Source organism: Jiangella gansuensis DSM 44835, assembly GCF_000515395.1.
Classification (GTDB): Bacteria; Actinomycetota; Actinomycetes; order Jiangellales; family Jiangellaceae; genus Jiangella; species Jiangella gansuensis.
The window spans coordinates 1,985,927-2,003,958 of record NZ_KI911782.1 but is presented as its reverse complement, the minus strand read 5'-3'; the positions used below and the strand labels follow the sequence as shown (position 1 = coordinate 2,003,958).

Below are 18,032 nucleotides of genomic sequence, written 5' to 3'. Positions count from 1 at the left end.
CTCGGTGGCATGAACCCGATCCTCGCCACCAGCGTCGCATCCCTCATCGCTGCCGTCACCGCTCTGGCGTCGGCCGCCGGCTGGGTCTATCCGATCGGCCCGCCGGCCGGGCCGGCCCCCGTCGTGCACGGTTTCGACCCGCCCGACAGTCCGTGGCTCGCCGGCCACCGCGGCACCGACCTGGCGGGGACCGCCGGCGCCGAGGTCAGAGCCGCCGGGCCGGGCCGGGTCACCTACGCGGGCCCACTCGCCGGGCGCGGCGTCGTCGTGATCGACCACGGGACGGTGCGCACCACGTACGAGCCCGTGACGGCGTCGGTCACGGTCGGTGATGCGGTCATCGCCGGACAGGCCGTCGGGACCCTCGCGGCAGCGGGTAGCCACTGCGCCCCGGACATCTGCCTGCACTGGGGCGCACGGGAGGGCGACCGCTACGTCGACCCGCTCGCCCTGGTCGGCGCCGCCGGGGGCGACGTTCGGCTCCTCCCGCTCGACGATCGGACGCTGTCGGGTGCGCCACCGCCGCGGCCGCCCGCGCCGGCCGGGCTCGGCTGGCCGGTGGCGTCGCCGCGGGTCACCTCACCGTTCGGCATGCGCGTTCACCCCGTCACCGGCATCTACAAGCTGCACGACGGCACCGACTTCGGTACCGCATGCGGGACACCTGTCCGCGCCGCGGCGGCCGGCCGGGTCACCGATGCCGGCACCCGCGGCGCGTACGGCCTGCAGGTCACGGTGGACCACGGAACCATCCGCGGCACTCCGGTCAGCACGTCGTACAGCCACCTGTCGGCGTTGTCGGTGACGCCCGGGCAGACACTTGCGACGGGGCGGCCCGTCGGCCGGGCCGGCGACACCGGCATGTCCACCGGCTGCCACCTGCATTTCATGGTCTACGCCGGCGGCCGGGTCACCGACCCGATGCCGTGGCTGCCCGCCGGCCGGCGTCCGCTCACCTAGGTCGTGCCTCAGGCGCGTGGGTGCGCCTGCTTGTAGGCCTTCCGCAGACGGTCGACCGACACGTGCGTGTAGATCTGCGTCGTACCCAGCGAGGCGTGCCCCAGCAGCTCCTGGACGCTGCGCAGGTCCGCCCCGCCCTCGAGGAGATGAGTGGCGGCGGTGTGCCGCAGGCCGTGCGGCCCGACGTCGGGCGCACCCGGTACCGCTCGCAGGCGCTTGTGCACCACGCTGCGAGCGGCGCGCTGATCGAGCCGGCCACCGCGGACGCCGACGAACAGCGCCGGCCCGGCGGCGGGCTTCACCAGCTGTGGCCGCCCGACGCGCAGCCACCGGTCCAGGGCGTCGGCCGCGGGTGCGCCGTACGGGACGGTGCGTTCCTTGCGGCCCTTGCCCAGGACGCGTACGACGCGACGTCCGGCGTCGAGATCGTCGACATCGAGCCCGACCAGCTCACCGACCCGGATCCCGCTGGCGTACAGCAACTCCAACAGCGCGTGATCGCGCAGGTCCACCGGCTCACCGGCCCCGGCGTCGTCCGCCGCCGCGTCCAGAAGGGTCGCGGCCTCCCCCTCGCGCAGTACATCCGGCAGCGCCCGGCGAGCCTTGGGCGAGGCCAGTGCCGCGCCGACGTCCTGATCCAGCCGGCCGGTCCGGTGTGCCCATGCGGTGAAGGTACGGGCCGCCGAGGCGCGCCGGGCCAGCGTCGCGCGGGAACGGCCGCGGGTGCTCAGACTGGCCAGCCAGCTGCGCAACACGGCGAGGTCGAGCTGACGAACCTCCGTGCGGCCGTGGCGCGCCAGGTGTGTGAGCAGGCCGCTGACGTCGCCCAGGTAGGCGCGCACGGTGTGTTCGGACCGGTCCCGCTCGGACTCGAGGTGCCGGGCGAATTCCGCCACGGCCACCGCGAGCGGCTCGGGCAGCTCCTCCACCGCGTCCATGCATCCCAGCATCGCCCACCGGGCCACCCGGCGCGGCGCGCCACGCTGGCCGGCTGAGCGTCCGGCCGGCTGGTCGGCTAGTCCTCGAGGACGAAGGTCACCTCCATGGCGACCTGGTAGGCGACGATCGCACCGTCCCGGACCTCGATCTTCTGGTCCTTGATCCAGGCACCGGAGACGTTGCGCAGCGTCTGGTTGGCGCGGTCGATTCCCACCCGAACCGCGTCGTCGAAGCTCGTTTCCGACCGTGCGCTGATGTTGGTGATGCGTGCCACCGAACCCATGGCGGTTCCCTTCTCCGAAGCGCGACGGCCGATGCCGTCGCGTCCATAGATACCGCTGCTGGCCGGATCGTGTGGCGTCTTTCGTCATCCAGCCACCGCCCGGACGAGGTGACTGCCGTCATGGGCCGGGGGAACCGAGCCGCCATCCTCCCGGCACTTCGCTGACCCAACCGGCGATGGTCAGCTCCCGCAGCACTCGCCGGAGCGAGACGGCGTCGAGGCCGGTCGCCTGTGTGAGCATCTCCACGCTGGACGGACCGTCGGCCACCATCCGTTCCCGAACCAGCCGCTGCACCGGCCGCAGCAGATCGATCGGCCGGGTCTCGCTCTGCCGGAGCGGCGCCGCGTCCCCACCGAGCCGGCCGACCGCGTCCAGCACGTCGGTGGCGTCGGCGACCAGCCGGGCACCGCGGTCGCGGATCAGCGTGTGGCAGCCGGCCGACTGCGACGACGTGACCGGCCCCGGCACGGCCAGCACCTCGCGGCTCAGCTTGTCCGCCCACCGGGCCGTGTTCAGCGCTCCGGACCTGGCGGCAGCCTCGACGACCACCGTGCCCGCCGTCAGCGCCGCGATGATGCGGTTGCGGGCGATGAACCACGAGCGCATCGGCCGGCTGCCCGGCGGCACCTCGCTCACGACTAGGCCGTTCGCGGCGATCCGATCCAGGAGGTCGGCGTGCGCACGTGGATAGGGAACGTCGACGCCGCTGGCCAGAACCGCGATCGTGATGCCGCCCAGGGCCAGTGCGCCCCGGTGTGCGACCGCGTCGATGCCGTACGCCGCGCCGGACACCACCGTCCACCCGGCGAGAGCGAGATCGGCGGCCAGATCCGACCCGACCCGTTCGCCGTACCGGGTGGCGCTGCGGGCGCCGACCACGGCGACCGCGCTGCGCACCGACGCGGCCAGGTCGGCTTCCCCGCGCAGGTACAGGCCGAACGGTGGCGGTACGCGATCGGTGCCGAACGCCATGGTGGCCGCCGTCGCCAGCAGGGGCTCCGGCCAGCCGGGCTCGCCCGGGCAGAGGTAGCGGACCCCGAGGCCCTCGGCCCGCTCGAGGATCTCGGCGCCGTCGGCGTGCTCGGACCGCCGCCGCAACAGCCCGGTGGGGTCGACGCCGTCGTCACCGCCCCTGACGGCGTGCCAGGCCGCTTCCGCACCGGCCTTCTCGAGCCGTTCGGCGACCCGCTCGTCACCGGGTTCCACCACGGCCGACAACGCCGCTCGCGCCTCCCGCTCCGCGCTCATGTCAGCTGCCCCAGCCGCAGGTCGACCGCGGTCTTCATGTCCTCGGCGGTGGGTTGGTCGTGTCCGGCCAGGTCACCGACCGTCCAGCCGACGCGCAGGATACGGTCCGCGCCACGAATGGTGACCCGCCCGCGGCGCAGCTCGTCGTACACCGGTGCCGTCGCGGCGGCCGGGAGCTTCAGCTCGCGGCGCAGATACGGACCAGGAAGCTCTCCGTTGCACCGCCACGGGGTGTCGCGCAATCGCCGTTCCTGCCGTGCCCGCGCCTCGGCCACCCGGTCCGCGACGGCTTTGCTGGGCTCGGCCGACTCGACCGCGGCATCGAGGTCGGCGATGCTCGGCGCGTCGACACGAACCTGCATGTCGACGCGGTCGCGCACCGGACCGGAGAGCCGCTGGCCGTAACGGCGCACCGACTCGGGACTACACGTGCACTCCTGCGCGGTGCTGCCGAAGTTGCCGCACGAGCACGGGTTCTGCGCCAGCACCAGCAGGAACCGCGCCGGGAAGACCGCGGTGGCGCCGGTGCGGGCCAGCACGATCTCACCGCTCTCCAGCGGCTGGCGCAGGGAATCCAGCACCCGCGGCGAGAACTCCGGTGCCTCGTCCAGGAACAGCACCCCGCGATGGGCCAGGCTGGCCGCTCCGGGTTTGGGGATCCGGCTGCCGCCTCCCACCACGGCCGCCGCCGACGACGTGTGGTGCGGGTCGGCGAACGGCGGGCGCACGATCAGCGGCCGCCCCGCCGGAAGCGAGCCGGCCACCGAATGGATGGAGGTGACCTGCAACGACTCGTCGACCGAGAGGTCGGGGAGCAGGGACGGGAGCCGGCGCGCCAGCATGGTCTTACCCGCGCCCGGTGGTCCGCTGAGCATGAGATGGTGGTGGCCGGCAGCCGCGATCTCGACCGCCAGCTTCGCGTTGTGCTGCCCCGCGACGTCGGCCAGGTCGAGGCCGGCCGCGTCCATGGCCTCCCAGGCGTCCGGTTGTATGTCGTCGGGCTCTTCGTCGGGCACGGGCTCGCCGCGCAAGAACGCCAGCACCTGACGCAACGACCTGGCGCCGAACACCCGCATGCCCGGAATGAGCCGAGCCTCGGCCGCATTCGGCTCCGGCACGACGGCCCGGGTCAGCCCGGCCCGTTCGGCCGCGAGGACCGCCGGGAGCACGCCGCGGACCTCACGCAGCCGGCCGTCCAGCGCCAGCTCGCCGAGGAACAGCACGCCGTCGAGCCCGCCGAGCGGGACCTCCTCGGCCGCCGCCAGGATGGCCACCGCGACGCCGAGGTCGAAGTGACTTCCCCGCTTGGGCAGCGAGGCCGGTGACAGGCTGACCGTGATGCGCTGCAACGGCCAGGGCTCCTGGCTGGACATGACGGCGGCACGGACCCGGTCCCGCGCCTCGTACAGCGAGGCGTCGGGCAGCCCGACCAACGTGAACCCGGGCATGCCGCCGATGTGCACGTCGATGTCGATGACCGTGCCCTGGACGCCGATCAACACCACGCTGCGGCACCGTGCGAGCCGCGTCACTGCGCACCCCGCACATGGACGACGACCGGCGGCCCGACCCGGCGGCGATGAACGGCGACCACGTCGACGCGCACCGCCGTGCCGCGCGCGCCGTTCTCGGCCAGCCAGCGCGCCGCCAGCCGGTGCAAACGCGCCAGCTTCTGCCTGGTGACCGCCTCCAGCCCGGACCCGAATCCCAGGCCGCTGCGCGTCTTCACCTCGCAGACCACGACCGTCGGGCCGTCCATGGCGACGATGTCGACCTCGCCGATGTCGCAGCGCCAGTTGCGCTCGACCACGACGAACCCGGCCCGCACCAGATGCTCGGCGGCGACCTGCTCGCCGTAGGCCCCGATGCTGTCCTTGACCCGCACCGGCCTCACCTCCCGGACCGAGCTTCACGCGGTCGCGGGGCCGATCCAAGGCCGGTTCGGCGAAATGTGGACAACTCCCGGATGCCGTGCGGCCTGTGGACGGCCCTGGTCAGGACCGGGCCGGCCGCCTCGTCGCCGGTGTCGCCGTCGTGCCCGGGTCAGGGCTTGGGGATCTCCAAGTCGCTCTTGGCGAGCTCTTCGACGTTGACGTCCTTGAAGGTCACGACCTTCACGTTCTTGACGAAGCGGGCCGGGCGGTACATGTCCCACACCCAGGCGTCGCTCATGGTGACCTCGAAGTAGACGTCGCCGCCCTCGCCGCGGACCTGGAAGTCGACGTTGTTGGTCAGGTAGAAACGTCGCTCCGTCTCCACCACGTACGAGAACAGGCCGACCACGTCGCGGTACTCGCGGTACAGCGAGAGCTCCATCTCGGTCTCGTACTTCTCGAGATCCTCAGCACTCATAGGTCGGGGTCCCCTCTCAAGCCTTCGTCTCCCAGGGATACCACGCGCGCGACGTTGGCGTACGAGCGACGGTGAACCGGGCTCGGGCCGTGCGTGGCGAGGGCCTGCTGATGGTCGTCGGTGACATAGCCCTTGTGGGCGTCGAAGCCGTAGTGCGGCCAGCGTTCGTGCAACTCGCACATGATGCGGTCGCGGGTGACCTTGGCGATCACCGATGCCGCGGCGATGCAGGCGGCCACTTGGTCGCCTTTCCACATCGCCAGGCCCGGCACGCCCAGACCGCTGACCGGGAAGCCGTCGGTGAGCACGTAGCTGGGGGTGAGCTCCAGCCGCGCGAGGGCCCGGCGCATCGCCACGATGTTGGAGCGGTGCAGGCCGACGCGGTCGACCTCGTCGGGCGGGACGATGACGACCGACCAGGCGAGCGCACGGGCGACCACCTCGTCGTACGCGCGCTCGCGGGCCGCCGGCGTCAGCAGCTTGGAATCGGCCAGCCCGGGGATCTCGCCGCGCTTGCCGGGCTTGAGCACCGCCGCGCCCACCACCAGCGGGCCGGCGCAGGCGCCGCGCCCGGCTTCGTCCGCGCCGGCGACCGTGGTGAACCCGGACCGGGCGAGCGTGCGCTCGTAGGCGTAGATCCCGGCGTCGCGCCGGACCGGGATGCGGCGACGGGTGAGGGAAATGGTCATCTCACGTCTCAGCCTAGAGCGGTCGGGACGGGGTGGGGCTCAGGGCTCGGGGACAGCGTCGAACGCACCGTCACTGCCGACGCCTCCCCACCGCGACAGCGGCCACGCGACCGCGAACGCGCGCCCCACCACGAGGTCCTCGGAGAACGAGCCGTGGATGCGGGAGTCGCCGGAGTTGGACCGGTGATCGCCCATGACGAACAGTTCGCCGTCGGGCACGGTGACCTCGAACTCGTTGAGCGACGGGGAGTCGCCCGGGTACAGGTAGGCGGACTCTTCGATGGCCTGCCCGTTGACGGTGATGCTCCCCGCGTCGTCGCAACAGGTCACGGTGTCGCCGCCGAGGCCGATCACGCGCTTGATCAGGTGTTCCTCGGAGTCGTCGGGCAGCACGCCGACGAACTCGAAGACGTCCTTGACCGCTTCACCGATGCCACCGTCGCCGTCCGGCGCCTGCGCGCCCAGCCAGCGGTTGGGGTCCTCGAAGACCACGACGTCGCCGCGGTGGATGTCGCCGAAGTGCAGGCTGATCTTGGACACCAGGACGCGGTCGCCGACGAGCAGGGTGTCCTCCATCGACCCGGAGGGAATGAGGAACGCCTGCACGAGAAAGATGCGCACGACAGTGGCGATGATCAGGGAGAGCGCCACCACGATGGCGGTCTCCTTGACGAAGGCGCTCAGGCCACGCCGCGCCGCGCCGGCGGATCCGGTGTCGGAAGCGGATCCCGAACCGGGTACGGCGCCGTCACCGTGCGGCCGTTCGCCGTCGCTTCCCCGAGGTCGGCTCTCCTCGGTCACGGCATCTCCCTGGGGTGTCCGGGACCGGCCCGGAGAAGAGTCGAACGCGTCGGCTGGCACGTAGAGAACAATACGTGCCAGCAGCACGGTACCCGGCGGCGGTGCTCACGCCCGCCGCCGGGTACTGCCGAAAAACCGTCAGGCCGTCTCGCGCTTCTCGCGGATCTTGGCGGCCTTGCCCCGCAGATTGCGCAGGTAGTAGAGCTTCGCGCGGCGGACGTCGCCGCGGCTGACCCGCTCGATCTTCTCGATGACAGGGGTGTGCACCGGGAAGGTGCGCTCGACGCCGACGCCGAAGCTGACCTTGCGGACGGTGAAGGACTCACGCACGCCCGAGCCCTGGCGGCGGATGACCACGCCCTGGAAGATCTGGACGCGGGAGCGGTTGCCCTCGACGACCCGGACGTGGACCTTCAGGTTGTCACCGGCGCGAAAGGCCGGGATGTTGTCGCGCAGCTGTGCGGCGTCGACTGCATCGAGCGTGTGCATGTCGTGTTCGCTTCCTCGCAGGCGCCACAGGTCGCCTACGGCGATCGGGGTTTCGGTGTGGTCCCGGCTTTCGCGTCGGCGCTCCCCCTGTGGCAGGGGCGTCCGCGAACCGGGCAACGGCTGATCAGTCTGCCACAGATGGGGGCCGGACACGAAACCCGGCGGCGTCGAGGACCTCGCGGTCGTGCCGGTCGAGCCGGTCGGGGTCGAGCCGGTCGAGGAGGTCCGGCCGCCGCTCAGCGGTCCGGCGCAGCGCCTCGTCGCGCCGCCACCGGGCGACCTTGCCGTGGTGCCCGGACAGCAGCACCTCGGGGACGTCGAGCCCGCGCCACGTCGGCGGCTTGGTGTAGACGGGGTATTCGAGCAGGCCATCGGCCCCGTGCGACTCCTCCACCAGTGACTCCGGGTTGCCCACGACGCCGGGCAGCAGCCGCGCGACGGCCTCGACGACGACGAGCACGGCGACCTCGCCCCCGTTGAGGACGTAGTCGCCGATGGACAGCTCGGTGACCGGCATGCGGCCACGGGCGTCGTCGACGAACCGCGCGTCGATGCCCTCGTAGCGGCCGCAGGCGAACACCAGCCGCGATTCACCGGCCAGCTCGTTGGCCAACTCCTGGGTGAACTGCCGGCCGGACGGCGTCGGCACGATCAGCCGCGCCGGCCGCTCGGACGCGTCCGTTCCCGCTTCACCGATGACGGCGTCCAGCGCGGCACCCCACACGTCGGGCTTCATGACCATGCCGGCGCCGCCGCCGTACGGGGTGTCGTCGACGGTGCGATGCCGGTCGGTGGTCCAGTCACGCAGATCGTGGACTCGGACGTCGAGGACGCCGGCTTCCCGGGCCTTGCCGACCAGCGAGAGGTCCAGCGGGGTCAGGTAGTCCGGGAAGATCGTGACGACGTCGATCCTCATGTGGTCGCGCCCCTCACTCGAGCAGGCCGGGCGGTGGGTCGACCACGAGCCGCGACGCGCTGAGCTCGACCTCGGGCACGATCTCGGTGACGAACGGGATCAGCGCCTCGCCGCCCCCGGGCCGGGTGACGGCGAGGAGGTCGTGGCCGGGCGCGTGGAGGACCTCGCGGACGGTGCCGACGTCGTCGCCGCCGACGGTGACCACGGTCAGCCCGACGAGCTGACGGTCGAAGAACTCGTCGGGGTCACCGGTCTGTTCGTCGTCGGCGACGTCCGCCTGTAACACCGTGCCGCGCATCCGCTCGGCGGCGGTTCGGTCGGTGACGGCGTCGAAGCGCACCAACAACCGCCCGCTGTGCCACCGCGACGCCACCACGGTCAGTGGACCGGCTGCGGCCGGCTCGGTGGTCAGCACGGCGCCGTCGGCGAAGCGCTCGTCAGGGCTGTCGGTACGCACCTCGACGGTCACCTCGCCGCGGACGCCGTGCGCGCGCCCGATCCGCCCGACCGTGACGATCATCGCGAATCGGGCGGTCAGCGTCCGTCGATGTCGACGAAGTCGATGCGCACACCGCTGTCGGACAGCGCCGAGACAACGGTGCGGAACGACGTGGCCGTGCGACCACCGCGGCCGATGACCTTGCCGAGATCGTCAGGATGGACACGCACCTCGAGCAGCCGGCCGCGCCGCAGCTGGCGGGTGCGGACGCTGACGTCGTCGGGGTGATCGACGACGCCAGCGACCAGGTGCTCCAGTGCCTCGGCGAGCATCAGGACGCGTCCGTGCTCGCCTCGTCGGCCTTGGCGTCGTCGGCCTTGGCCTCCACCGCCTCGTCCGCCTTGGCCTCGGTCGACTCAGCCGCCGGGGTCTCCTCGACGGCCTCGTCGGCCTTCTTGTCGTCGGCCTTCTTGTCGTCGGCCTTCTTGTCGTCAGCCTTGGCGGCGGACTTCTTGGCCGGCTTCTTCTTCGCCGTGGTGGCCTCGGACTTGGGCTCGCCGTGCACCTCTGCCAGAGCGGCGTCGAAGGCGGCGCGCTTCTCGGCCTTCGGCTCGGCGACCTTCAGCGTGCCCTCGGCACCGGGCAGGCCCTTGTGCTTCTGCCAGTCGCCGGTGACCTTGAGGATGGCCAGGACCGGCTCGGTCGGCTGGGCGCCGACGCCCAGCCAGTACTGCGCCCGCTCGGAGTCGACCTGGATGAGGCTCGGCTCGAGCTTCGGGTTGTACAGGCCGATCTCCTCGATGGCCCGGCCGTCGCGCTTGGTACGCGCGTCGGCGACGATGATGCGATAGTGCGGCGAACGGATCTTGCCCATTCGCTTCAGCTTGATCTTGACAGCCACTGGGGTGGAGTCTCCTTGGAGTGGTGACGCACGGGTGAGCCGCCGTCACCCGGGTGGGGCGCCGGTCACGACGGTTCGATGGATCCGGTGCTCGCGGGTGAGAGGGCCACGCGATCGCCGGTTCAGCAGGCCATTGTGCCAGATTGCGGCCGCCGGACCCAAGTCGTGCGACCAGCGCGCGGTCAGCACGCCCGGACGCGCTGCGTCTGAGCGCGCCGGGCCAGCACCGAGGCCAGCCGCGCCGAGCGCTCGGCCCACCGCTTCGAGCGGCGCGCCCGGCGCATCCGGGCGACCAGGAACTCGTGCCGCAATCGGGCCGAGCGCTCGCGGTGGAAGCGATCGGCGTCGTTGATCGGGTGCATGATGCGACCTCCTGCGGTCTCAGCTGTTGACGGTCTCGGCGGCCTGGTCGTCGGCGTCGGCCGCCGCGGCCTGGTCGGACGGTTCGGGCAGTTCGGCAGTGCGGCGCAGCAGCGCCAGCACGGCGCAGAGGAGGATGGTGCCGACCATCACGGCCACCAGGACGCGGTAGTCGACCGCGGCGATCAGAGCGGCACCGGCCGCGGTGCCGGCCACCTGCGGACCGTTGAGCGCGAGATTCGTCGCCGCGGAGACCCGCCCCTGCAGCCGGGCCGGGGTGAGCCGCTGGCGCAGCGTCACCAGGCCGACGACCATCCAGACCACACCCAGCCCGGCCACGGCCGACCCGGCGCTGACGACGGCGACCGACGTGGTCAGCCCACCAGCCATGCCGGCCGCGAGGCAGCCGAGCCCGATTCCGGTGGTGGCGCGCTCCCCGAGCCGCCGGATGAGGACCGCCACGGTCAGTCCCGCGATGATCGACCCACCGCCCTGGATGCTGGCGAACACGCCGAAGAACTCGCTGCCCAGGCCGAGACCCTCGTCGACGACGGCGAACATCGTCGAGTTGGCCAGGCCGGTCAGGGCGAAGGCGATGCTCACGACCACGACCAGCTGCCCGAGCGCCGGGACGGTCCGGATGTGCCGCACCCCTGCGGTCAGCTCTCGTACGAAGCCGTCCCGCTCGCTGCGCCCGGCCGGTGGCGTTTCACGCACCCGGACGGTCAGCAGCATCAACGCGGCGAGCAGCAGCATCGCCGACGTCAGCACGGCCACCGCTCCTCCGCCGAACCACGCATAGAGGCCGGCCCCGGCCAGCGGCGTCAGTAGCCGGAGCCCTTGGTCGATACTGCTGAGCAGCCCGTTCGCGCCGGCCAGCTCGCCGTCGTCGAGCAGGTCCCGCAGCAGCCCGGACTGTGCCGCGCTGGTGACGTACCCGACACACCCGTAACCGAAGATGACGACGTAGAGCAGCCACATCTCGTCGGCGGATTCGACGGCGAGCAGGCTCAGCACACCCAGTGCGGCGACCAGGTTCACGATCACGACCAGCCGGCGGCGAGACATCCGGTCAGCCAACTGACCGGCCAGCGGCGCCAGGAACACCGGCAGCCCGAGCGCGAGGAACACCATGCCAGCTGCGGCGTTGCTGCCGGTCAGGTCCTTCGCCCACATGGCTGCGGTGAGGAACAGCGCGCTGTCGCCGGCATTGCTGAAGGTCCAGGCGACGGTGAGGCGACGGAAGGCCGGCCGCCGTAGCGCGCTCATGCTTCCTCGCTGTCGATGGACTCGGCACTGGTGGCGGAGAAGACGTGGACGAAGCGCGCGCCGTCGGGGCGACGTGCGGGGTGGTCGCGGCGCGCGGCGAAACGCTCGGCCAGCCGGCTGTTCAGCTCGGTGAGCGTGTCGCTCACCTCTCTCATCTCGGCCGCGGTCAGCCAGAACGACGACGTGTTGACGGTACCCGCGCTGGCCCACTCCTCCGGCTCGGACGCTCCCGCCGCAAGCCAGCGCCGCAGCCGGTCGGCCTCCCGATCGACGACGAGCTCAGCGAACGCCGACACCTCGCGGACCGAGTCCGGATCGTCGAAGTCGGGCACGATGGTGCGCTCCCGGCTCAGCAGCCGCCACGGCTTCTCGCGACCGCGTGGCTCTCCCGGCTCGATGTACCTGTACTTGGCGAGCATGCGCAGGTGGAAGGAGCAGCTGGCGACACTTTCGCCGGTGCGCTCGGCGCACTCGGTCGCGGTGAGCTCAGGCTCCATGCCGAGCAGGTCGAGCAGCCGCAGCCGCAGGGGGTGGGCCATCGCACGCACGCGCTGCGGGTCGCTGATCCTCGGGTCACCGTCCACCATGACGATAAAGCTATCTTGCTAAAGATGTCTTTAGCAAGAGTTCTTGAGGATCTTTTCCCGGCGGCGACCAGCGGGCTGAGTAGGCGCGGGCCAGCACACGGACAGGAATCGACCGCCCGAGCCGCAGGATGGGCTCGTACTCGAATTCCTTGCGCGCATGCCCCGACCGGGCGGTCAGCCGCCACGTGGCCGCGAGACCCGAACGCGCGCGCAGCCGCTCAGCGCACCACGCGGCCGCGCAGCACGATGCGGACCGGATCCAGCAGGGTCTCCGGCTCGACGCGGGGATCCGCGGCGTAGACGCACAGGTCGGCGGCAGCGCCCTCGCGCAGCAGTCCGCTGCCGCCGAGCAGATAGGCCCGGGCCTTCCAGGACGCGGCGGCCACCGCGTCCGCTGCCGGGATGCCGGCCGCCACCAGCTCCAGGACCTCGTGCGCGATGAGGCCGTGCGGCAGTTGCCCACCGGCGTCGGTGCCGGCGAACACCGGGACGCCGGCGTCGTAGGCGTCGCGGACGTTCTGGTGGCGCCGCTCGTGCAGGGCGCGCATGTGGGCAGCGTAGGCGGGGAATTTCGGTGCACCCTGGTCGGCGAACTCGGGGAACTTCCCGATGCAGACCAGCGTCGGGACCAGCGACACCCCACGCGCTGCCATCTGCGCGATGAGGTCCGGGGACAGCCCCGTGCCGTGCTCGATGCCGTCGATCCCGGCGTCGAGGAGGTCCGGTAGCGCGTCCTCGCCGAACACGTGCGCGGTAACGCGGGCGCCCAGCTGGTGCGCGCGGGCGATCGCGGCGTCCAGTGCCTCGCGCGGCCAGCAGGGGCCGAGATCACCCGTCTCACGGTCGATCCAGTCGCCGACCAGCTTCACCCAGCCGTCGCCGCGGCGGGCCTCCTGCTCCACGTAGGCAACCAGCTCGTCCGGCTCGATCTCCCAGCCGTAGTTGCGCAGGTAGCGTTTGGTGCGGGCGATGTGGCGGCCGGCGCGGATGATCCGCGGGAGGTCGTCGCGCTGGTCGATCCAGCGGGTGTCGGCGGCCGACCCGGCGTCGCGGAGCAGCAGCACGCCGGTGTCGCGGTCAGTGAGCGCCTGTTCCTCGGCGACGTCGTCGGGTACGGCGCCGCCCGCCGCGATGCCGACGTGACAGTGCAGGTCGACCAGGCCGGGCAGGACCCACCCGGTGGCGACGGTCTCGGCGCCGGGCACCGACTCGTAGGTCACGACGCCGTCGCGCACCCACAGGTCGCGGTACTCCCCGTCGGGCAACACCACGCCACGGACATGCAGCGACATCGTCGTCGCCGTCACCGCTTCTTCAGGAACTCGGCGACGTCGTCGGGCAACTCGAAGTTGCCGTCGGGCGACGGCGCATCGCCGCCGAACGCGGACGGCAACTGACCCGCCTGAGGCTCCTGGGCACGGCGTTCGTCGGCAGCGGCGAGCTGGGCGGCGCGCTTGGCCGGGTTGCCCGAGCGTGCGCCACGCTTGCCCTTCTTGCCCTGCTTGGGCTGCCGGCCCTTGCTCTTCTTGCCCCCCATACCTGGCATCCCCGGCATCCCGGGCACGCCGCCGGCCATGCCAGGCATTCCGGGCATGCCACCGAGCCCGCCGAGCTTGCCCCGGGCGGCCTGGCTCATCATGTCGCGGGCCATGAAGAACCGCTCGACGAGCTGGTTGATCTCGCTGACCTCGCGACCCGAACCGCGGGCGATGCGAGCCCGGCGCGACCCGTTGATGATCTTCGGGTTCTCCCGCTCGGCCGGCGTCATCGAGTGGATGATCGCCTGGACGCGGTCGAGCTCCCGCTCGTCGAAGGCGTCCAGGGCCTCCCGCATCTGGCCGGCGCCGGGCAGCATGCCGAGCAGGCTCTTGAACGAGCCCATCTTCTTGATCGCCTGCATCTGCTGCAGGAAGTCGTCGAAGGTGAAGTCCTTGCCGCCCTTGGCCTGCAGCTTGCGGGCCATCTGCTCGGCCTGTTCGGCGTCGAATGCCTGCTCGGCCGACTCGATCAGGGTCAGCATGTCGCCGAGGTCGAGGATGCGCGAGGCCATCCGCTCGGGATGGAAGACGTCGAAGTCGGTCAGCTTCTCCCCCGACGAGGCGAACATGACCGGCCGACCGGTGACGGAGGCGACCGACAGCGCGGCGCCACCGCGGGCGTCGCCGTCGAGCTTGGTGAGTACGACGCCGTCGAACCCGACCCCGTCGAGGAACGCGGTGGCGGTGTTGACGGCGTCCTGGCCGATCATGGCGTCGACGACGAACAGCGTCTCGTCCGGTTTGACGACGTCGCGGATGTCGGCGGCCTGCCGCATCATCTCCTCGTCGACGCCCAGCCGGCCGGCGGTGTCGACGACGACGACGTCGTACAGCTTGCTGGCGGCGTGCTCGATGCTGGACTTCGCGACGGCCACCGGGTCGCCCACGCCGTTGCCCGGCTCCGGCGCCCAGACACCCACACCAGCCCGCTCGGCCACCACCTGCAGCTGGGTGACGGCGTTGGGGCGCTGCAGGTCGGCGGCGACCAGCAGCGGCTGCTTGCCCTGGTTCTTCAGCCAGAGCGCGAGCTTGCCGGCGAGCGTCGTCTTACCGGCACCTTGCAGACCGGCCAGCATGATGACCGTCGGCGGTTGCTTGGCGAAGCGCAGCCGGCGGGTCTCCCCGCCCAGGATGCGTACCAGCTCGTCGTTGACGATCTTGATGACCTGCTGCGCGGGGTTGAGCGCCTGGGAGACCTCGGCAGCGCGGGCGCGTTCCTTCACCGCCGCGATGAAGTCCTTGACCACCGGCAGCGCGACGTCGGCCTCCAGCAGCGCAACACGGATCTCGCGTGCGGTGGCATCGATGTCGGCGTCGGAGAGGCGCCCCTTGCCGCGCAGGGTCTTGAACGTCGCGGTGAGGCGGTCGGTGAGGGTGGCGAACACGTCGGCAGGAGTCCTCGGAGGTCGTCGGCGGAGTTCGGGGTTCATGGCAAGGGTAACGCGCCGACATTGTCGGTGACATGAGCCAGACTGCTGGCATGGTCACGAGCTCGCCATCGACGCCGGCGCCGCAGCTCGCCGTGCACCCCGCCACGCCGGAACGTTGGGAGGATCTGCGCTCCATCCTGGTACCGCGCAGCGGTGGCTCCGAGGCGTGCTGGTGCCTGGCCTGGCGGCTGCCGTCCGGCGAGTTCGGCCGGACGGCGGGTGCCGAGCGCGAGGCCCGGCTGCACGCCCTGGTGGCCGACGGCCCGCCGCCGGGGCTGCTCGCCTACCTCGACGACGATCCGGTCGGCTGGTGCAACGTCGGGCCCCGTGCCTCCATGGGCCGGCTGCTGCGTTCCACCACCATCCGCCCGGTCGACGACGTCCCGGTCTGGTCCGTCGTGTGCTTCGTCGTGCGCAGCGGACACCGGGGCCGGGGCATCGCGCAGGAGCTGCTGGACGAGACCGTGGCCTTCGCGCGCGGGCATGGCGCACCCGCGATCGAGGGCTACCCGGTCGAGTCCGGCGGCACGCGCATCAGCACGTCGCTGGCCTATGTGGGCACCACCGCCATGTTCGAGCGCTCCGGGTTCGAACGGTTCGCACCCACCGACGCCACCAGCGGCAAGCGGCCACGCTGGATCATGCGCCGGTCGCTGAGCGAATGAGCAGCGGCATGTCCGGTCGCGACGTCCACAGCCGGGCGGCGCATTCGCCCGATCTCACCGTCACCTACGGGCCACTGCCCGACCACGTGGCCGACGTGTGGCTTCCCGTGGGCGACGACGCCCGGCCGCGCACCGCGATGCTGCTCGTCATGCACGGTGGCTTCTGGCGCGCGGAGTACGACCGCCGCCATGCCCGGCCGCAGTGTGCCGCGCTGGCGGCGGCTGGGTACGTGGTGGTGTCCATCGAGTACCGGCGGGTCGGTGCGGGCGGCGGCTGGCCGGCCACCTTCGACGACGTGGCGCTGGCGGTCGACACCGTGCCGGGGCAGGTCGGTGCGGCCGCGCGGCGCTCCGGCCGCCCGGCTGGTTCGGCGCCGCCGCGGGCGGTGCTGGTGGGGCATTCGGCGGGTGGGCACCTTGCGGTGTGGGCCGCCTCGCGGCACCGGCTGCCCGCGGGCTCGCCGTGGCGGCTGCCGGCGCCGGCACCGGCGGTGGCGGGGGTGGTGTCGCTGGCCGGGGTGCTCGACCTCACCACAGCGGCCGAGCTCGACCTCGACGACGGCGCCGCCCGCACGCTGATCGGTGGCGGGCCCGTCGACCAGCCGGAACGCTACGCCGTCGCCGACCCGCTGCGCCTCACCCCGGTCGGCGTGCCGACGGTGCTCGTGCACGGCACCGCCGACCGCCAGGTCCCGCACGCGTTCAGCCGCCGGTACGCCACGGCGGCTGGGCCCCGCACCCGGCTGGTGGAGCTTCCCGGCGTCGAGCACTTCGCGCTCATCGATCCGGCCTCGGCCGCCTGGCCGGCGGTGCTGACGGCCGTCGCTCACCTGGTGGACGGTGGCCGCGCCGATTGACGGTTGGGCCCGATGACCCTCGTCCGACGTATCGATCCAGTTTCGCCGCCCGACCAGCGGCACTGATGGCCATCGTCCGCCTGATGCCTGGTGGCCGGCGCCAGCAGTTTCAGGTCGATGACCGTCGCATTGCGCTTCGAACGGAGGTTCGATATATTGGCGTCAGCTGTTTGAGACGGGCGTCCCTCGCGGGATGTCAGGTCTTTTCACGGTCACCCACCGGGTGGTGAGGTGGTCGTCCGCCCCAGCCGGTCGGTCAATGCGGGTGGCGCGCTCACACGTCGAGCGCTTCCACGACCGATCCGCAACGAGTGGGGTGAGCCGCCGTGTCCGTCCAAACACCCGCGAGCCACGAAGACAACCATGGCGACGACAGCAACCTCGGCGACGGCGACGAGGTGGCCCGGCTGGCGTGTCTGTCGCCCGGGCCAGAGCTGGCCGTGGCGCTGGCCGGCATCGATCCCGCCAAGCTGTCCGCGCGCGACCTGATCCTGCTCGCGCAAGCCTGGGAACGCCTCAAAGCCCACACCGAGGCCCGCCAGCTCGCCGTGTTCGCCGCGCTGGCCGCCCAACCCGAATACCAGCACTGCACCTACCCCGACACCGCCGGGGGAACGCACGAGCACCGCGCCGTGCAAGCCGCCGGCAGCGAGGTCTCCCTCACCCTGGCCTGGTCCCCCGGACGCGCTGCCCACCGCGTCGCCACCGCGGTCGAGCTGACCGAGGAACTGCCCGCCACCCTGGACGCGCTGACCGCCGGACGGATCGACGCGGACAAGGCGCGACTGATCACCGAGCGCACCCGCTGCCTGCCCAACCCCGACACCCGCCGCAGCGTCGAAGCCGCCGTCCTCCCCGTCGCCGAACACAAAACCCGCACCGCCCTCGACACCGCCCTACGCCGCGCGGTCATCGCCGCCGACCCCACCGGCGCCGAACAACGCCACCGCGACGCCACCGACCGGCGCCGGGTCCAGCGACCCGAGCCCGCATCGCCGGGCGGAGACGACGGCATGGCCCAGCTCTACCTCTACGGGCCCGCCGAAGACCTCACCGCCCTCTGGACCGCCATCGACGCCGCCGCCCACCACGCCCGCACCCGCGCCCGCAAACACGGCGACCGGCGCACCCTGGACCAACTCCGCTTCGACACCCTCACCGGCCTGGGCTGGACCGCCCTCACCCTCGGCCACCTCGGCTGCTGCCACCCCACCTGCACAAGCCCCCGCGACGGCACCGGCACCGGCGGCAATCACGCTGGCACCAGCGACAGCTGCGGCACCAGCCACGCCGACACGCGCGGCAGCC

Annotated in this window: 22 protein-coding genes; 4 read left to right on the top strand and 18 right to left on the bottom strand. The window is 72.1% G+C overall.

Annotated elements, in window-relative coordinates; all coding sequences use genetic code 11:
• Window positions 1-9: 9 nt before the first annotated feature.
• Window positions 10-960 (top strand): peptidoglycan DD-metalloendopeptidase family protein, encoded by a 951-nt coding sequence (locus JIAGA_RS33770; RefSeq protein ID WP_084469600.1) that lies wholly within the window; start codon window positions 10-12, stop codon window positions 958-960.
• 8 nt (window positions 961-968) lie between these two features.
• Here the strand turns inward: JIAGA_RS33770 and JIAGA_RS0109745 are convergent, their stop codons facing one another.
• The 18 genes from JIAGA_RS0109745 to ffh all read right to left on the bottom strand — a co-directional run bounded on the left by JIAGA_RS0109745 (window position 969) and on the right by ffh (window position 15,157).
• The gene (locus JIAGA_RS0109745; RefSeq protein WP_026875507.1) at window positions 969-1,898 is read right to left on the bottom strand and encodes a tyrosine recombinase XerC; all 930 of its coding nucleotides are present in this window, start codon (window positions 1,896-1,898) and stop codon (window positions 969-971) included.
• Window positions 1,899-1,975: 77 nt separating this feature from the next.
• Window positions 1,976-2,182 (bottom strand): dodecin family protein, encoded by a 207-nt coding sequence (locus JIAGA_RS0109740; RefSeq protein WP_026875506.1) that lies wholly within the window; start codon window positions 2,180-2,182, stop codon window positions 1,976-1,978.
• Window positions 2,183-2,300: 118 nt separating this feature from the next.
• The gene (gene dprA / locus JIAGA_RS28790; protein ID WP_051425920.1) at window positions 2,301-3,431 is read right to left on the bottom strand and encodes a DNA-processing protein DprA; all 1,131 of its coding nucleotides are present in this window, start codon (window positions 3,429-3,431) and stop codon (window positions 2,301-2,303) included.
• Window positions 3,428-4,963: a YifB family Mg chelatase-like AAA ATPase gene (locus JIAGA_RS0109730; protein ID WP_026875505.1), complete on the bottom strand. Its 1,536-nt coding sequence runs from the start codon at window positions 4,961-4,963 to the stop codon at window positions 3,428-3,430. The genes dprA and JIAGA_RS0109730 overlap by 4 nt, the downstream gene beginning before the upstream one ends.
• Window positions 4,960-5,316, bottom strand: a complete 357-nt coding sequence (locus JIAGA_RS0109725) for a YraN family protein (RefSeq protein ID WP_026875504.1) — start codon at window positions 5,314-5,316, stop codon at window positions 4,960-4,962. The genes JIAGA_RS0109730 and JIAGA_RS0109725 overlap by 4 nt, the downstream gene beginning before the upstream one ends.
• Before the next feature lie 158 nt (window positions 5,317-5,474).
• The gene (locus JIAGA_RS0109720; RefSeq protein ID WP_026875503.1) at window positions 5,475-5,783 is read right to left on the bottom strand and encodes a DUF2469 domain-containing protein; all 309 of its coding nucleotides are present in this window, start codon (window positions 5,781-5,783) and stop codon (window positions 5,475-5,477) included.
• Window positions 5,780-6,472 (bottom strand): ribonuclease HII, encoded by a 693-nt coding sequence (locus JIAGA_RS0109715; protein WP_035812337.1) that lies wholly within the window; start codon window positions 6,470-6,472, stop codon window positions 5,780-5,782. The genes JIAGA_RS0109720 and JIAGA_RS0109715 overlap by 4 nt, the downstream gene beginning before the upstream one ends.
• A 39-nt stretch (window positions 6,473-6,511) precedes the next feature.
• Window positions 6,512-7,273, bottom strand: coding sequence for a signal peptidase I (lepB, locus tag JIAGA_RS0109710; RefSeq protein ID WP_026875501.1), 762 nt, complete (start codon window positions 7,271-7,273; stop codon window positions 6,512-6,514).
• 138 nt (window positions 7,274-7,411) lie between these two features.
• A complete protein-coding gene (rplS, locus tag JIAGA_RS0109705; protein WP_026875500.1) occupies window positions 7,412-7,762 on the bottom strand; it encodes a 50S ribosomal protein L19 in 351 nt (116 codons plus the stop codon).
• A gap of 124 nt (window positions 7,763-7,886) precedes the next feature.
• Window positions 7,887-8,678, bottom strand: a complete 792-nt coding sequence (trmD, locus tag JIAGA_RS0109700; RefSeq protein WP_026875499.1) for a tRNA (guanosine(37)-N1)-methyltransferase TrmD — start codon at window positions 8,676-8,678, stop codon at window positions 7,887-7,889.
• Between the two features lie 13 nt (window positions 8,679-8,691).
• Window positions 8,692-9,198, bottom strand: a complete 507-nt coding sequence (rimM, locus tag JIAGA_RS0109695; RefSeq protein WP_026875498.1) for a ribosome maturation factor RimM — start codon at window positions 9,196-9,198, stop codon at window positions 8,692-8,694.
• A gap of 14 nt (window positions 9,199-9,212) precedes the next feature.
• Window positions 9,213-9,449 (bottom strand): RNA-binding protein, encoded by a 237-nt coding sequence (locus tag JIAGA_RS0109690; RefSeq protein WP_026875497.1) that lies wholly within the window; start codon window positions 9,447-9,449, stop codon window positions 9,213-9,215.
• The gene (gene rpsP / locus JIAGA_RS0109685; protein ID WP_026875496.1) at window positions 9,449-10,018 is read right to left on the bottom strand and encodes a 30S ribosomal protein S16; all 570 of its coding nucleotides are present in this window, start codon (window positions 10,016-10,018) and stop codon (window positions 9,449-9,451) included. Before rpsP ends, JIAGA_RS0109690 begins: the two co-directional genes overlap by 1 nt.
• A gap of 182 nt (window positions 10,019-10,200) precedes the next feature.
• Window positions 10,201-10,380 carry a hypothetical protein gene (locus JIAGA_RS0109680; protein WP_026875495.1) on the bottom strand — a complete coding sequence of 60 codons (180 nt, stop codon included), beginning with the start codon at window positions 10,378-10,380 and terminating at the stop codon, window positions 10,201-10,203.
• Window positions 10,381-10,399: 19 nt separating this feature from the next.
• The gene (locus tag JIAGA_RS28785; RefSeq protein ID WP_051425919.1) at window positions 10,400-11,647 is read right to left on the bottom strand and encodes an MFS transporter; all 1,248 of its coding nucleotides are present in this window, start codon (window positions 11,645-11,647) and stop codon (window positions 10,400-10,402) included.
• Window positions 11,644-12,234, bottom strand: coding sequence for a winged helix-turn-helix domain-containing protein (locus JIAGA_RS28780; protein ID WP_051425918.1), 591 nt, complete (start codon window positions 12,232-12,234; stop codon window positions 11,644-11,646). Before JIAGA_RS28780 ends, JIAGA_RS28785 begins: the two co-directional genes overlap by 4 nt.
• Window positions 12,235-12,452: 218 nt before the next feature.
• Window positions 12,453-13,526, bottom strand: coding sequence for an amidohydrolase family protein (locus JIAGA_RS0109665; RefSeq protein ID WP_026875494.1), 1,074 nt, complete (start codon window positions 13,524-13,526; stop codon window positions 12,453-12,455).
• Between the two features lie 11 nt (window positions 13,527-13,537).
• Window positions 13,538-15,157: a signal recognition particle protein gene (ffh, locus tag JIAGA_RS0109660; protein WP_026875493.1), complete on the bottom strand. Its 1,620-nt coding sequence runs from the start codon at window positions 15,155-15,157 to the stop codon at window positions 13,538-13,540.
• Between the two features lie 77 nt (window positions 15,158-15,234).
• On the opposite strand from ffh, the gene JIAGA_RS0109655 reads away from it, so the two are divergent.
• The 3 genes from JIAGA_RS0109655 to JIAGA_RS34945 form a co-directional block, all read left to right on the top strand.
• The gene (locus tag JIAGA_RS0109655; RefSeq protein WP_211239593.1) at window positions 15,235-15,867 is read left to right on the top strand and encodes a GNAT family N-acetyltransferase; all 633 of its coding nucleotides are present in this window, start codon (window positions 15,235-15,237) and stop codon (window positions 15,865-15,867) included.
• Between the two features lie 8 nt (window positions 15,868-15,875).
• On the top strand, window positions 15,876-16,724 hold the full coding sequence (locus tag JIAGA_RS0109650) for an alpha/beta hydrolase (RefSeq protein WP_211239592.1): 849 nt from the start codon (window positions 15,876-15,878) through the stop codon (window positions 16,722-16,724).
• 326 nt (window positions 16,725-17,050) lie between these two features.
• The coding region (locus JIAGA_RS34945) for a DUF222 domain-containing protein (RefSeq protein ID WP_035812332.1) at window positions 17,051-18,032 on the top strand (982 nt) is incomplete at its 3' end.

Coding starts and splice junctions, on each gene's coding strand:
- JIAGA_RS33770 (WP_084469600.1), top strand. CDS start 10: ATGAACCCGATCCTCGCCACCAGCGTCGCATCCCTCATCGCTGCCGTC.
- JIAGA_RS0109745 (WP_026875507.1), bottom strand. CDS start 1,898: ATGGACGCGGTGGAGGAGCTGCCCGAGCCGCTCGCGGTGGCCGTGGCG.
- JIAGA_RS0109740 (WP_026875506.1), bottom strand. CDS start 2,182: ATGGGTTCGGTGGCACGCATCACCAACATCAGCGCACGGTCGGAAACG.
- dprA (WP_051425920.1), bottom strand. CDS start 3,431: ATGAGCGCGGAGCGGGAGGCGCGAGCGGCGTTGTCGGCCGTGGTGGAA.
- JIAGA_RS0109720 (WP_026875503.1), bottom strand. CDS start 5,783: ATGAGTGCTGAGGATCTCGAGAAGTACGAGACCGAGATGGAGCTCTCG.
- JIAGA_RS0109715 (WP_035812337.1), bottom strand. CDS start 6,472: ATGACCATTTCCCTCACCCGTCGCCGCATCCCGGTCCGGCGCGACGCC.
- rplS (WP_026875500.1), bottom strand. CDS start 7,762: ATGCACACGCTCGATGCAGTCGACGCCGCACAGCTGCGCGACAACATC.
- trmD (WP_026875499.1), bottom strand. CDS start 8,678: ATGAGGATCGACGTCGTCACGATCTTCCCGGACTACCTGACCCCGCTG.
- rimM (WP_026875498.1), bottom strand. CDS start 9,198: ATGATCGTCACGGTCGGGCGGATCGGGCGCGCGCACGGCGTCCGCGGC.
- JIAGA_RS0109690 (WP_026875497.1), bottom strand. CDS start 9,449: ATGCTCGCCGAGGCACTGGAGCACCTGGTCGCTGGCGTCGTCGATCAC.
- JIAGA_RS0109680 (WP_026875495.1), bottom strand. CDS start 10,380: ATGCACCCGATCAACGACGCCGATCGCTTCCACCGCGAGCGCTCGGCC.
- JIAGA_RS28785 (WP_051425919.1), bottom strand. CDS start 11,647: ATGAGCGCGCTACGGCGGCCGGCCTTCCGTCGCCTCACCGTCGCCTGG.
- JIAGA_RS28780 (WP_051425918.1), bottom strand. CDS start 12,234: ATGGTGGACGGTGACCCGAGGATCAGCGACCCGCAGCGCGTGCGTGCG.
- JIAGA_RS0109665 (WP_026875494.1), bottom strand. CDS start 13,526: ATGTCGCTGCATGTCCGTGGCGTGGTGTTGCCCGACGGGGAGTACCGC.
- JIAGA_RS0109655 (WP_211239593.1), top strand. CDS start 15,235: ATGAGCCAGACTGCTGGCATGGTCACGAGCTCGCCATCGACGCCGGCG.
- JIAGA_RS0109650 (WP_211239592.1), top strand. CDS start 15,876: ATGTCCGGTCGCGACGTCCACAGCCGGGCGGCGCATTCGCCCGATCTC.